Below are 14503 nucleotides of genomic sequence, written 5' to 3' on the forward strand. Positions count from 1 at the left end.
TCAAATCGCCGCCATATTCATTGACGCGCAGAGCAAAAAGCTTACTGCTTTAGTATCTGCAAAAATCTTGAAATTGGGCGGGGGGGTTACCCCGTATGCCGCGCCGAGCACCGGAGCTTTTGGCAGGATCAGCCCGAAGGGGCGATGCAGGGATGCATCGCGTTGCCGAAGGGGCAGGAAGCCCCTTTCGGCAACCCCTGTCAAAAGCGAGGAGCACAGGGAATAAGCGGCATCCGGGCCGCCTTTTCTTTGGCTACTTTCTTTTGGCGGAACAAAAGAAAGTAGCTCGGCTGTCGGTCCGATAACCGACATCAAATAAGCCGTCGCGTTAGCGACACAAAGTTTAAATACCTCAAACATAAGCATAAAACCTAAGGCAACCTCTCCCCCATTACCGCCAACATTTTCCCCACTGTTGCCATAGACAAATCAATCAACGGCGCCGGTAGCAAACCAAACAATACAATACCGCCGACCAACACGCCGGAAGCCATCAGTTCCAAAGATTTCAGGTCGGCAATCTTCCGCATCTGCGGTTTCACCGGACCGGTAAACAGCAAACCGATGGTGCGCATCGCATAGGCGGCGCTGATCAGAATACTGAGGCTAAAAAACACCATCAAACCGCCCCATTCCTGAAAGCCGCCGATTAGGGTATGCAGTTCCGCGATAAAACCCACGGAGCCGGGCAAGCCCATGGCCGCCAGCAAGGTCAAGGTAGTTAAGGTAGCGAAGCGCGGCATGACCTGCACCAGCGAACTGTAATCTTGGATGTTACGGGTATGCGTGCGCTCGTAAAGCAGGCCCACCAATAAAAACAACGCGCCGGCGATCAGGCCGTGCGCAGTCATTTGTAGAATTGCGCCGGTGAAGCCGGTTTGATTCAGCGCGGCAATGCCCAGCAGGACCACACCCATATGACTCAAAGAGGAGTAGGCCACCATGGCTTTCAGATCGCGTTGCCGCCAGGCCAGCAAGCCGCCGTAAAGCATGCCGAACAGGGCCAAAAATACCAGCAGCGGCTGAATCAATTTGGCGGCAACCGGCAACATCACCACACAGCGCAGCAAGCCATAGGCGCCCATTTTCAGCAGAATGCCGGATAACAGAATACTGATTGGGCTGGGTGCTTCGACATGAGCCAACGGCAACCAGCCGTGCAAGGGAAAGATCGGCATTTTCACACCAAAGCCGATCAGGAAACCCAAAAGAACCAAAACCTGCTCGATCTCCGGCATGTTTTGCGCGGCTTGGCCCATTGAGGCCATCAAGGAGCCCTGGTTTTCCAGATCGTATTGACTGATCGCCAATAAACTCAGCAACATGAACACCGAGCCGCCCATGGTATACAACACGAAATTCAAACTGGCGGCATGCCGGCGCTTGCCGCCCCAGCGGTCGATCAGGAAAAACAGCGGGATCAAGGTGACTTCCCAGAAGATGTAAAACAGCGCCCAGTCTTGCGCCATAAACACGCCGAGCATGCCGAATTCCAGCAACAGTACGGAAATATGATAGCCCTTGATGCTGTCAGTTAAAGAAAAGGAAGCCAGCAGGGAAATGCAAGTTAACAGCGCAGCCAGCACCAGCATCGGCATAGACAGGCCGTCCACACCCAACGCGTAAGCACTACCCAGCTTAGGGTTAAGCGGATAGAACTCGCTAAATTGCAGCGCGGTGTCGTTGGCGTCGAACTTTACTAATAGCAAACAAGCCAGCAACAAAGCCGTCAAGCTCACTACATTAGCTACAATTCTGATCAATTGACTGTTCCTGCCGGAGACCATTACCAGCAATATTGCCCCCAGCGCCGGGGTCCATAACAGCGCGCTTAGCATCACCATTGTTATCGTCTAAGTCCAATACAACAAACATTCTAACGACATTTGGTTGAAAAAAGCCAATCCGACCAAGAATCGGTTTAAATCAACCAGCTGACCGCTTGGGGCTTATACTATCAGACGGTAGAGCCGATTTCGCAAAGCCTGGCGCTTCGTGTAACCTAAGCGCATCAAAAAGTGTCGGGATTTGGGGATCCTACGCATGCCAAACATGGTCACGCTAGCGACTGGCGATAATAGCTCGGCGACGTTTGTAAACGCTGTGCGCATGAATGCCACCCGTTCTTTACCCCGTTTTCCCGCGAATTGATAGCCTGTAACAACTATGCAAATCCACATGATAGCCGTCGGCAACAAAATGCCGGACTGGGTACAGCAAGGTTATAATGAATACGCCAAGCGGTTGCCGCGCGAATGCGAGTTGCTGCTAAAAGAAATTGCCCCGGACAAACGCCGTAGCGGCGATATTGCCCGCATTACCAAGGACGAAGGAGAACGCATGATAGCGGCATTGCCAAGCCGGGCTCACGTGGTGACGCTAGACATTCCCGGCAAACCCTGGACCACGCCGAATTTGGCGCAAGCCTTGCAACGCTGGCTGGGCAACGGTCAGCCGGTCGCATTAATGATAGGCGGACCGGAAGGTTTATCCCAGCAAGTGCGCGACCTGGCGCAGGAATCCTGGAGCCTGTCGCCGCTGACCTTCCCGCATCCCTTGGTTCGAGTGATTGTCGCTGAACAAATCTACCGAGCCTGGAGTCTGTTGAATAACCACCCTTACCATCGTTAAGCGCATGCACCCACAACTGATCCTGGCCTCCGCCTCGCCGCGCCGCAGCGAATTGCTCAAGCAAATCGGCATCCGTCACAGTATCATGGCGGTAGACATCGACGAAACGCCGCGGCCGGGCGAAACACCGACTGCTTACGTCGAACGGGTAGCCGCAGAAAAATCGGCGCTCTGTCTGGCAACGGTCGGCACTGATTTACCGGTACTGGCCGCGGATACCAGCGTGATTTGCGACGGCCGCATCCTGGGCAAACCGGACGATTTGCAGCACGCCATTGAAATGCTCAGTCATTTATCCGGCCGCAGCCATCAAGTCTATAGCGCGGTATCCTTACGCGGTGAGCAACACTGGCAAGCGCTTAGCGTTAGCGAAGTGCGCTTTAGGCCCTTGAGCCACCAGGAAATCGTCGCCTATTGGCAAACCGGGGAACCGCACGACAAGGCTGGCGCCTATGCCATTCAAGGCTTGGCCAGCGTATTTATTGAATCGATCACCGGCAGTTTTTCCGGCGTGATGGGCTTACCGCTCTTCGAAACCGCGCAATTATTAAGCCTAGCAGGCATAGACATCATCCAATGAGCGAAGAAATACTAATCAACGTCACGCCGCCGGAAACCCGAGTCGCGGTGATCGAAAACGGCGTCCTGCAAGAACTGATTATCGAACGGGTACGGCAAAAAGGTTTGGTCGGCAATATTTATAAAGGTGAGGTATGCCGGGTATTGCCGGGCATGCAGGCGGCTTTTGTGGATATTGGCTTGGAAAAAGCCGCGTTTCTACATCTTTCCGATTTCAGCAGCAAGGAACTGGCTGAAAAAGCCTCGGAAAATATCGAACATTATTTAAAGGAAGGCCAAAAATTGGTGGTGCAAGTCACCAAAGATCCGCTCGGCAACAAGGGCGCGCGACTGACCACCGATATTTCCATCCCGTCCCGCTACCAAGTTTACATGCCCTATGCCGGTAACTCCGGCGTGTCGCAACGCATCGAATGCGAATCCGAGCGCACCCGCTTGCGGGCTTGCATAGAAGCCTATCAGCTGAAACACCAGGTGCCGGGGGGCTTTATTGCTCGCACCGCCGCCGAATGCGTGGAAGACGTGATTTTGTATTCCGACATGACTTTTTTGCACAAACTCTGGGAATCCATCCTGGAAAAAAGCAGCAAGGCCAAAGTCAAAACCCTGATCCATGAAGACCTGCCGCTCAGCATTCGCACCTTGCGGGATTTGTACAAAGACGGCATCGAAAAAATCCGGGTCGATTCCAAGGAAACCTTTCTACGCTTGGTCGAATTCGCCGAAACCTTCGTGCCGGAAATCGTTTCTGTGATCGAGCATTATTCGGGCGAGCGGCCGGTGTTCGATATTTACAACGTGGAAGACGAAATCAGCAAGGCCCTGGACCGCAAGGTTAAACTCAAATCCGGCGGCCATCTGGTATTCGACCAGACCGAGTCGATGACTACTGTCGACGTCAATACCGGCGGCTATGTCGGCGGCCGCAATCTGGAAGAAACCATCTTTAAGACCAATCTGGAAGCGGCTCAAACCATTTCCCGGCAATTACGGCTGCGGAATTTGGGCGGTATCATCATTATCGATTTCATCGATATGCAGAGCGAAGACCATAAAAAGCAGGTATTGCAGGCCTTGCAGCGCAACCTGGACAAGGACCACGCCAAGACCAAGATCACCGAAGTCTCCGCGTTGGGTCTAGTGGAAATGACCCGCAAACGTACCCGCGAGAGTTTGGAACATATCCTCTGCGAGCCTTGCTCGACCTGCGGCGGTCGCGGCGTCTTGAAAACCGCCGAATCGATCTGCCTGGAAATTTTTCGGGAAATCATTCGCGTGGTCAGGCAATACAATGTCCAGCAAATCCTGGTACTGGCTTCCGAACAGGTCGTGGAAATGCTGCTCGACGAAGAAGCCGATATGCTGGCAGAGCTGGAAATGTTCTTGAAAGTCGGTATTAAAATCCGCGCCGAAGCCGAATATAACCAGGAGCACTACGACGTGGTGTTGTTATAGGCGGCTATTTTGGTTATTCACCACGTTACCCGGGCTACCCGACACCTGTTGTTCTGGTCGCTGATCACGATTGCCCTCGTCTTGAGCGCGGTACGGGTTTTTTTGATCGACATTGCCGATTACCGCATCACGCTGGAACAAAAAGTCCGCGAGACCACCGGCATTCCGCTGCATATCGGCAAACTGGGCGCAAATATGCGCGGCTTCAGCCCGGAATTATTGTTGCGGGAAATCGCTATCGAAGGCGCCGAAGCCGGGGCGAAACCGGCTATCCGTTTGCAAGAAGTTCGGATTGGTATCGATTTACTGGAATGGCTATTGACCCAGGACCCTATGGCCGCCAGTTGGGTGACGCTGGTGGGCGCCAAACTGGATATTCTGCGTAATGAGGACGGCAGCCTCAGCATCAAAGGCCTGCAAAGCAGCGACGGACAACCGCTGTGGCTGTTACAAGGCGGCAAATACGAGATCCTGCAAAGCCAGGTGACGTGGCAGGATCTGAAGCGGCATCGGCCGCCGGTGACTGTCGAACACTTCGATTTGCTGATCAAAAACCACTATCTGGATCAAAGCCACGAGATCCATCTAGTTAGCAGTTTACCGGAGCAATACGGCGATAACTTGCGCATTTCCGCCCGGCTTGACGGCAATATCTTTCAGGCCAATGGCATCAACGGCCAAATTTATGTGGAAGGCAGCAATCTGCAAGGGCCGGCTTGGCTGATCGAGGATTTACCGCTGGGTTTGCATTTGGAATCCGGCTCGGGCGATATGCGGATCTGGAGCCAATGGCGCGACTCGATGCCTTACCAAGTTAGCGGTTATCTGCAAGGCCAACAGATTAAACTCGGCAGACAGCAAGGCAAACCGCTGCAACTCGATACCTTTGAAGGCAATCTGGCCTGGACCGAGCAAAACGGCCGGCAACGTTGGAGTGCCTACGACGTCAACGTTTTCGCCAATCATCAGCGCTGGCGGGATGCCGAGCTCTATCTACAGCAAGATGCGCAAGGCAACCTCAGCGGCGTGATCAAACAGTTGAATTTGCAAGCCTTGATGCATTTGATTCCGCCGTTTCTACCGGCAGAGCAAACCGATTGGGCTAAATGGCTGTCACTCAATCCACGCGGCACTTTGCGCGATCTGTCGTTTTACGCTGAGAGTAATCAGCAACACTATGCGCTCAACGGCCATTTCAGCCAACTGGGCAACGATGCGCAAGGCGACGTGCCGCAATTACAAGAGCTAAGCGGCTCGATCATTGCCGGTGACCAGGGCGGGCAACTGATATTCGACAGTACAAACGCCAAATTCAATGCGCCGCAAATGTTTAGGAGTAGCCTGGACGTCCCGCGTTTACAAGGCCAAATCAACTGGCGGCAAACCGACAGCGACTGGCAAATCGCCAGCGAAAATCTGCAACTGGACAGCGCAGCCTTCCACACGCAGACCCATCTGCAACTCAGCATCCCCAAGAATGACGACAGCGCTGTCATTGATATGCGCACTCGTTTTGACAATTTCAAAGACATCAGTAACGTACCGCAATACCTGCCGGCCAAAATCATGGGCAAGGATGCGGTAGCCTGGCTGGACGATGCTTTTATCGGCGGGCATATCGACAAGGGCGAAATGCGCTTGAACGGAAGATTAGCGGACTTCCCGTTCACTAACGGTCCCGGCCTATTTGAAGTAGTGTTTGAGATAGACGACGGCGAAATTCAGTTCAACGCCCTGTGGCCGCATTTGCGTGCGGTGCATGCCGATGTGCAATTCCTCGGTGCGGATCTGAACGTGGCGATTAACGGCGGCCATAGCGAAAATGTCGACATCAATCAAGCCGTGGTTTCAATTCCTGACCTGGCCAATAGCGATTATGTTTACGTGTTAGGCCAGGTGCAGAGCAAGCTGCCGCAAAGCTTGCAGTATCTACAAAAAACCCCGTTACGCGCCAAAATCGATCCGCTGGCTAAAGTGTTGGCCCCGGATGGCCATACTCAGGTCGATCTGGATCTGAAAATTGCTTACTACGAAACGCTGCCGACCACCGTCAAAGTCGATGCGCATCTGGATAAGGCCCGCTTGCTGGTCAAACCCGTCGATCTGGCCGTCAACGACATCAGCGGCGTGCTGCGTTTTACCGAAGACCGGGTCAGCAGCAACCGCCTGGAAGGCAATACCCTGGGTTATCTGATACATGCCATCCTGCAAAGCGATGCCAGCGCCACGCAAATCCTGATAGACGGTACCACCGACATCCAGCGCCTGGAAAAGCAATTCAGTTTCCTGAAAAACCAGGTTGCCGACGGCAGCTTGAATTATCAAACCGTATTGACGCTGCCTTACGATGCGGCTAAGCCGTCCACCCTGAGCATTAACAGCAACTTACAGGGCGTAACGATCAACACCCAGGATGCTCTAGCCAAATCGGCCGATCAAGAGCAAGCATTGAATCTAAGCTTTATTTTTAACAACAGCCCATACTTGCCACTAAAAATTACTTACGGCAAGGAGTTGAACGCTGCGCTGTTGATCGACGGCAAACAAAATCAACTCCATTCCGGGCATATAGTGTTCGGCCGGAACTCGGCGGACTTTTACGAACCGGCAGGGTTGAAGCTGGAAATCAATCAGCCGCAATTCAAATTGTCCGACGCGCTTGCCGCATTCTCCGACAACGAAACCCAGCAACGTTTGCCGGCGTTAAAAGAAGTTATTCTGGATACCGAGCAACTGATCTGGCAAGGCCAGAACATCGGCGCGCTAAAATGCCGGTTGCAGCATATCAATCAAGCTTGGCAAGCCACGTTGGACAGCGCGATGGCACGTGGCAAATTGACGATCCCCGACCAGCGCGGCGGCACCAACATCATCAAGCTGCAAATGGATTATCTGAATTTGTCGGCGATGGATAGCCTGAATTTCGACGCGGCAGAAGACGTCGTTACCGACTTGCCCTTGATCGAGATCGACAGCAAACAACTGCTATGGCGCGGCGTGGATTTGGGTAGCTTGAAGCTGAATACCGAGCGGCTGATCAACGGCATTCATTTCAAACACGTGCAACTGGCCAGCGTGGCCGGTACGATAGATTTCAGTGCGGACTGGATCAAACTGGTCGGTGGCAGTTCGACGCAATTAACCGGCAAACTGAACATGAACGGTTTCGGCTTGTTTCTGTCGCAGCTAGGTTTTACCGACGACTTGAGAGGCACACACGCCGAAATCAATTTCAACGGCGGCTGGCGCGGCGCCCCGCAGCAATTTTCAGCGGCCAACCTGACCGGGCAAATGCAGCTGAAGTTCAGTGACGGCCGCATTTCCAGCATCGAGCCGGGCTTTGGCCGCTTGCTGGGCTTGATCGCGATGGAACAATGGGCCAAGCGCTTGAGCCTGGATTTTACCGACGTCTACCGCCAGGGCTTGGCCTTTGATCAGATTACCGGCGACTTCAAAATCAGCAACGGCTTAGCCTATACCGACAATTTATTAATCGACGCGGTATCGGCGAAACTCAGCATAGCCGGGACCGCCGACCTAGTAAAAAAGACCATGGACCACCGCGTTGCCGTCGTGCCCAAGAGTTCCGGGGCGGTGCCGATTGCTGGTACAATCGTGGGCGGTATCGCTGCCGTCATTACCCAAGTGGTGACTGACGATTACAAAGAAGGTTATTTTTTCGGCTCGCAATACAAACTCGCCGGGCCCTGGGGCAATGTCGAGGTCACGCCGTTACACGATCAAGACGGCTTGGTGCAAAAGGCTTGGCGCGGCTTAACCGGCGGCTGGCTGGAGTCGCTGAGCAAATGAACCGCTCTGCCGAATAAACAGCTCCCCAACCGTTAAAACTATCGAAAACAATTAAAATCAGGGACACCTCATGACCATATGTGCCGCCATCCAGATGGCCTCCGGACCGCAAGTCAGCGCCAATTTGCTTGAAGCCGAGAAACAGATCGCCGAAGCCGTGAAAGCCGGTGCGAAACTGGTAGCCTTGCCGGAAAACTTTGCCATCATGGGTATGAACGAATACGACAAGGTTAAAGTCAGCGAGCAGGATGGAAACGGCCCTATTCAGGATTTTCTGGCCGCCACCGCCAAAAAATACGACATATGGGTGATAGGCGGCACGATGCCGATGCAAGCCACTGCTCCCAATAAAGTCCGCGCGGCTTGTTTGATTTACAACGAGCAGGGCGAGCGAGTCGCCCGTTACGACAAAGTGCATTTATTCGACGTCAGCGTACCGGATACCGCCGAGGAATACCGCGAATCCGACTCCGTCGAAGCCGGCGACGCCTCCTGCGTGATCGATACGCCGTTTGGCCGGCTAGGCGTAGCGGTGTGCTACGACTTACGTTTTCCGGAATTTTTCCGGCCTATGACCCGGCAAGGCCTGGATATATTGGTGATCCCTTCCGCGTTTACCGCCAAAACCGGCGCCGCGCACTGGGAAGTATTGTTGCGGGCCCGCGCCATCGAAAACCTCTGCTACGTCATCGCGCCAAACCAAGGCGGCTTTCATATGAACGGCCGGCAAACCTACGGTCACAGCATGGTGATCGATCCTTGGGGCGTGGTACTGGATTGTTACAAAACCGGCCCAGGCTTTGTCAGCGCCGAAATCGATAAAAGCCGCCTGGAAAAAACCCGCCTGTCTTTCCCGGTGCTGGAACATAGACGCTTTTTTTGCGAGTGAGCCTTATGTGGTTGAGAACGCTGACTTACGGCCTGCCTTGCCTGTTGCTGACAGCTTGCGCGGATGCGCCGGACAAATACCGCGACACCCATCACCTGGAACTGCCGCCGGTTTTACCGATAGAACATACCAATCCGCAGCCGGCAGTGGCTGCCGACGATTTAAAGCCTAAGTCGGCTTTGGCCGATTTGATGGCGTTTACCGACGAAGGGGGCAAGCCTGTGCTGACCTTGAAAACCCGCCCCGACCGGGCTTGGGAAATGGTCGCCACGGCGCTAAAAATCAGCAATATCGAAGTGCTGGATAAAAGCCAGGAAGATCAACGCTTTCAGGTGCGTTATGACCCCGACACCAGTGGCAAGGATGTCGGCTTGTTGCGCGCTTTATTGAATAATGATTACGACGAAGCCGAATACACCATCAAGTTGAAAGAAGAGCGGCGTGGCTTAACCGTCAACGCCAGCCTGACAAAACCGCAAGACTTGGAGTTTGGCGAAGATGGCTCGGCGGAACTGATTCGTTTGCTACACAAAGCCATAGACGAAAAAATCATCAACCGCCCGCCTGACAAGAAGGCCGACGAGTAAGCGGCAAGGCTTGATTTAAGCGTCGTCCCGTCGCCAGTGCCCGGATTTGCCGCCGCTTTTTTCCAGCAAGCGCACCCCTTGAATCGTCATGCCGCGATCCACGGCTTTGCACATATCGTAAATAGTCAGCAAAGCAATCTGGGTCGCGGTGAGGGCTTCCATTTCCACGCCGGTTTGGCCGGTAGTCTTCACTGTGGTTTGACAATAGACCCGACTCAAGTCGGTTTGGGCTTGCAGGCTAAGCTCGACATGACTGATCGGCAATGGGTGGCAGAGCGGAATCAGATCGGCGGTTTTTTTACTGGCCATGATGCCGGCAATGCGGGCGATGCCCAGTACGTCGCCCTTCTTGTGGGTGCCGGACACAATCAACGCCAAGGTTTCCGGCTGCATCTCTATGTACCCCTCGCAAACCGCCTGACGTTGGGTGATGGCCTTATCCCCGACATCCACCATATGGGCTTCTCCGGCGGCATTAAAATGAGTGAGCGGCGAATGGGACATGGCATACTAGGCAAGTGGAATCAGCCAAGCATTGTATTACCGGGTGAATAAAGATGTCGATTAAAGTGCTTTACTTTGCAAGCTTGAAGGATCGCGTCGGCCGCAGCTACGACGAGCTAACAATCGATGCGCCGTTGACAGTGCTCGAGGTCTGGCACCGCGCTAATCCACACATGGACATACCCGAGACGCTGTTGGCGGCGGTGAATATGGAGTACGTCGGTCTGGATGCCAAGGTTAGCGACGGCGACGACGTGGCGTTTTTTCCACCGGTGACCGGAGGTTGAAATGAGTACCATCAAACTTAGTGCCGAGATTTTCGACCCCTGGCAAGAACTGGCCGATTTTCAAGCCCTGGCGGTCGACATGGCCGGCAAATACGGCGCCACCGGTGTCTTTGTCGGCACCATGCGTGACTTTAATCAAGGCGACGAGGTACGCGGTATGTACCTGGAGCATTATCCAGGGATGACCGAAAAACAATTACAGCGTATTGTCGAACAAGCCCAAGGCCAGTGGCAATTGTTGGAGGTGTTGCTGATCCATCGCATCGGCGAGGTATGGCCCAACGATACGCTGGTGCTGGTGGCAGTGTGGTCCGCGCATCGCGGTGACGCTTTTGACGCCAGCCGCTTCATTATGGAAAACTTGAAAAGCCAGGCACCGTTCTGGAAACGGGAAACCTTGGAATCCGGGCAAATACGCTGGGTCGAAAAGAACAGTGACGGCTATCTAAAGCAACCTTAGGTTTGTTAAGACTGACGCAAATTACCCGTGGACTTTGTCTCGGCAGCATAATTTACCGTTGGCATTTCGGCCAACGACTGGGCTTGTAGCTGCTGTTGCAGTTCGGCAATTTGCTGGTTGGACTGAGTAAGCTGCTGTTTCAGTTCATTGATGGTTTCATGCAGATATTCGAAGTGAACTTGAAAATAGCGCGCCGACGGGAAGCAGGCATCCAAGGCTTCCGGCGACATTTTGTCCAATTTGGTTCGAGATCGTCTTGTTTTCATATTACACCTAATCATCATTATCGGCTAAAGCATACCCATTCGGCATGATTGCTATGATGCTGTTAATAGTAAGACGTTCCAGAACGCAAATCCCCCACTTAAAATACCAAATATTTTAACAATCGCCCCAAGCGTCAAGCATACTTACCCGGTAACCAGCCACGCTCGACGCATTCCCGAAAATTCCATTGCGGCATATTCTCGGTTTTATAACTCCAGAAAAACCAGCCCAGATACTTTTCGAACACGGCCAGCTGGGCGGCCGCGTAACCGCGACAAGCGATATCGAACTGCATGTCGTCCATCTGCGTATGGACATGATCGAAAAGCCCCTCGGCCCAAAGCGCCGCCAGTTTTGCATCCAACCCCAAACTCCATTCGCCGACGTAGGTCGGCAAACCCAGGCCGCTGATAATCTCGTCAGCTTCTGCTTTCCAATCGCAAACCACTTTTTGCAAATGGTGATAAATATTCCTGTCGATATCGTCCTGCACAAAACATTGATAACGGTGTATGTCAAAGATCACATTGCCATGCTCGGGCGACTGTAAAAAACCGGCGTATTCGCGAAACGACCGGAAACCATCATGAAATATTACCGCCACCTGTTCGGCCGGACAATGGCGGCGAATGCGCCAATAAGCGGCTTCGGTGTAACGTTTCAACAGTTCAGTATCCACATCCCAGCGCGGCTCGTTTAAGATCTCAATTCCGTGCAATGCAGCGCGTTTGCCGTAACGCTGGGCCAATCGCTCCAGGGTCTCCAGGGAATAGTCGATATAGCTGTTTTGAGTATGCCACTCGCAAACGTCCTGGATGCCGCCATTATCGAAACCGTTCTGACAGCCGGGCGCGGCATGGAGATCGACAACAACCTTTAAGCCAAATTCTTCAGCCCAATCGAAAGCCCGGTCAAGCACCTCCATGCCGCCGCCGACAAAAGGAAATCGCACTGCGCCGAAACTATGATGATAGGGATAATCGGCTGCGAACAGCCAATAGCCAACCGGGATGCGTACCGCATTGATCCCGACTTGCGCCAACCAGGCAACATCGGCGCGGGTGATGAAGGTTTGCCAATGTTGCTGCAAACGGGTTTCGGCTTCGCGGCCCAATTCGACGCACCAACTGGTCTCGTCCCTGGCATTCAACCCGACAAACAAACTGGGCGTCATCCATTTTTCTAAAACCAACCATCCGCCCAGATTGACCCCGCGCAGTTTATTGGCAGACATCCGGATAGTCCCGGTAACAAAACGCCTTAGAGCACGTTTCCCGTTAGCAGAGCGTAATCCGCCGCTGGTACAAAGCCTGTATATTGGGCACCTTGGTGATGGTCAGGACAGCGGAATCCGTGAGCCTTTTATGGATTAGATTGACCATGTCCACTTCGCTTTCAGGGTCGAGCGAATCAAAGGCTTCCTGCATCAATATCCATTTGGGTTTATGCAACAACAGCCGCACCAAGCCTAAGCGTTGTTGTTGTTCGCGCTCAAGATTCTTTTCCCAATCGGCAACCTGGTCGAGCTGTTCCTCCAACTCTTTCACACCGGCCAGTTGAAGGGCATTTTCAAGTATCTGTTGATCGAAAGTGGAGGGGTTGGATGGGTAGCAAATTGACGCGCGCAAGGTACCGGTAGGCAGATAAGGACGCGGCGGCATAAAAAACATGGTTTCATCATCCGGCAATTCAATTATGCCTTCGCCCCATGGCCACAGACCTGCTATGGCTTTGAACAGCTTGTTACCGGAAAACGCATTGCCGGCAATCAACACCCGCTCTCCGGCCTTGATTTCTTCATTGAGAGTGGACACGCAAACGATTCTGTCCAAACGCGAAATGCATAAATCGCGAAACGCCAATACGGATTTGTCGCTTTTCACCAACCGAATCCGATAGGGGTCGGGCTTGGCTATTTCGCGTTCCAATTGCTCCAGGGCCTTGCTCAATCCCAAAACTCGCTCGACAGAGGCCCGCCATTCCGCAACCTTACCCATGTTGTCCACCGGCCATGACAAAGCCGCGACCATTTGCTGGAAAGCCTGTGCGGATTGCATCAACGCTCCCAGACTGATCGTACCCAGAATAAAGCGCGGCGCCGACACCAAGATAGGAAATGCCATGGACAATATCGAATAACCGGAACTAAACATGGTGATCCGCTGCCAGGCATGGGTTTGCTGATTCCAGGCATCGACAATGTTTCCGAATAAATGATGAAAATGCGGATTTTCATGGCGCTCACCGTGGATCAACGCAATGGCTTGCGCATTCTCCCGGGCTTTGACCAGCGCGAAGCGGAAATTGGCTTCCACAGTCTGTCTATTGTCGGTAGCCATGGTGAGCGGCTTACCTATCCACCAACCCAGCGTGGATGCGCTAGCAGCGTAAATCAGCGCCAACCAGACCAAATGGCCTTGAACCGGGATTTCGACCAAACCTAGATTTAGCGTAACGGTCCCCGACAAGGTCCACAGGATCTCGGTAAAACTGGTCAACAACAGCACGCAGTAAAAGAAAGTGTGTAACAGATCGATGGCGTATTCAGTGGAAATGCGTACATCTTCGGCGATGCGTCCGTCAGGATTATCGTGCTGACCCGGTAAGTGGGTAACCAGATAATGCCGGCCGTCGCGCATCCATTGCCCGATCAATTTATCGGTTAACCAACCCCGCCAGCTCAGTTGCAAGCGACGTTTGACGACCAAATGGGTCGCCGTGATTGCCATATTCGCGATAAAAATCAAGACGATCAACCCAACTTGGGTAAACAGCCTCGACATAGAGCGCTGCTCCAAGGCATCGAATAAATCCGCGCTCCATTCGGTAATAATGACCGACACCGCAATTTGCGCCACTGTTAACGCGACCAAAAACGCCGATAAGGTCCGAATGGTTGTCTTATTTTCCGAGCACCAGAAGGGGCCGGCTAATCGGACGAATTGCATAAAAAATTTGCTGGTTGTTCGCAAGGCCATACTCCTCGTTTAAGGTCGTCGCGCAATATAACAAAATTAATCGCATCGACAACCAT

At 53.2% G+C, this 14503-nt stretch carries 14 protein-coding genes; 8 read left to right on the forward strand and 6 right to left on the reverse strand.

The features are described 5' to 3' along the window. Together ACR02O_RS02480 and ACR02O_RS02485 are read right to left on the reverse strand one after the other, a co-directional pair. Nucleotides 1–360 (reverse strand): hypothetical protein, encoded by a 360-nt coding sequence (locus ACR02O_RS02480; protein WP_494522721.1) that lies wholly within the window; start codon nucleotides 358–360, stop codon nucleotides 1–3. 11 nt (nucleotides 361–371) lie between these two features. Continuing rightward, nucleotides 372–1844, reverse strand: coding sequence for a complex I subunit 4 family protein (locus tag ACR02O_RS02485; protein WP_494522722.1), 1473 nt, complete (start codon nucleotides 1842–1844; stop codon nucleotides 372–374). 322 nt (nucleotides 1845–2166) lie between these two features. On the opposite strand from ACR02O_RS02485, the gene rlmH reads away from it, so the two are divergent. The 6 genes from rlmH (at nucleotide 2167) to ACR02O_RS02515 (ending at nucleotide 9951) form a co-directional block, all read left to right on the forward strand. Continuing rightward, nucleotides 2167–2631, forward strand: a complete 465-nt coding sequence (gene rlmH / locus ACR02O_RS02490) for a 23S rRNA (pseudouridine(1915)-N(3))-methyltransferase RlmH (protein ID WP_033157571.1) — start codon at nucleotides 2167–2169, stop codon at nucleotides 2629–2631. Between the two features lie 4 nt (nucleotides 2632–2635). Continuing rightward, nucleotides 2636–3211, forward strand: a complete 576-nt coding sequence (locus tag ACR02O_RS02495) for a Maf family protein (RefSeq protein ID WP_033157572.1) — start codon at nucleotides 2636–2638, stop codon at nucleotides 3209–3211. Next, nucleotides 3208–4665: a ribonuclease G gene (gene rng / locus ACR02O_RS02500; protein ID WP_319962773.1), complete on the forward strand. Its 1458-nt coding sequence runs from the start codon at nucleotides 3208–3210 to the stop codon at nucleotides 4663–4665. The genes ACR02O_RS02495 and rng overlap by 4 nt, the downstream gene beginning before the upstream one ends. A gap of 9 nt (nucleotides 4666–4674) precedes the next feature. Beyond that, on the forward strand, nucleotides 4675–8475 hold the full coding sequence (locus tag ACR02O_RS02505; RefSeq protein ID WP_494522723.1) for a YhdP family protein: 3801 nt from the start codon (nucleotides 4675–4677) through the stop codon (nucleotides 8473–8475). A gap of 70 nt (nucleotides 8476–8545) precedes the next feature. Next, nucleotides 8546–9364 carry a carbon-nitrogen hydrolase family protein gene (locus tag ACR02O_RS02510; RefSeq protein ID WP_494522724.1) on the forward strand — a complete coding sequence of 273 codons (819 nt, stop codon included), beginning with the start codon at nucleotides 8546–8548 and terminating at the stop codon, nucleotides 9362–9364. Nucleotides 9365–9369: 5 nt separating this feature from the next. Beyond that, nucleotides 9370–9951, forward strand: a complete 582-nt coding sequence (locus tag ACR02O_RS02515; RefSeq protein ID WP_445367435.1) for a hypothetical protein — start codon at nucleotides 9370–9372, stop codon at nucleotides 9949–9951. 15 nt (nucleotides 9952–9966) lie between these two features. On the opposite strand, the gene moaC is transcribed toward ACR02O_RS02515, so the two are convergent. Next, complete coding sequence (gene moaC, locus ACR02O_RS02520; protein WP_033157577.1) at nucleotides 9967–10455, reverse strand: cyclic pyranopterin monophosphate synthase MoaC; 489 nt, start codon at nucleotides 10453–10455, stop codon at nucleotides 9967–9969. Nucleotides 10456–10508: 53 nt separating this feature from the next. Here moaC and ACR02O_RS02525 point away from each other — a divergent pair, with 53 nt between their 5' ends. Beyond that, nucleotides 10509–10742, forward strand: a complete 234-nt coding sequence (locus tag ACR02O_RS02525; RefSeq protein WP_494522725.1) for a MoaD/ThiS family protein — start codon at nucleotides 10509–10511, stop codon at nucleotides 10740–10742. 1 nt (nucleotide 10743) lies between these two features. Continuing rightward, on the forward strand, nucleotides 10744–11202 hold the full coding sequence (locus tag ACR02O_RS02530; protein ID WP_494522726.1) for a molybdenum cofactor biosynthesis protein MoaE: 459 nt from the start codon (nucleotides 10744–10746) through the stop codon (nucleotides 11200–11202). A gap of 5 nt (nucleotides 11203–11207) precedes the next feature. Here the strand turns inward: ACR02O_RS02530 and ACR02O_RS02535 are convergent, their stop codons facing one another. The 3 genes from ACR02O_RS02535 to ACR02O_RS02545 form a co-directional block, all read right to left on the reverse strand. Then, nucleotides 11208–11468: a hypothetical protein gene (locus tag ACR02O_RS02535; protein WP_033157580.1), complete on the reverse strand. Its 261-nt coding sequence runs from the start codon at nucleotides 11466–11468 to the stop codon at nucleotides 11208–11210. Nucleotides 11469–11602: 134 nt separating this feature from the next. Then, nucleotides 11603–12703 carry a glycoside hydrolase family 5 protein gene (locus tag ACR02O_RS02540; protein ID WP_494522727.1) on the reverse strand — a complete coding sequence of 367 codons (1101 nt, stop codon included), beginning with the start codon at nucleotides 12701–12703 and terminating at the stop codon, nucleotides 11603–11605. Between the two features lie 43 nt (nucleotides 12704–12746). Continuing rightward, nucleotides 12747–14417, reverse strand: coding sequence for an ABC transporter ATP-binding protein/permease (locus tag ACR02O_RS02545; RefSeq protein WP_494522728.1), 1671 nt, complete (start codon nucleotides 14415–14417; stop codon nucleotides 12747–12749). Between the last annotated feature and the right edge of the window lie 86 nt (nucleotides 14418–14503).

Source organism: Methylomonas sp. PHL2-19 (genome assembly GCF_059331595.1).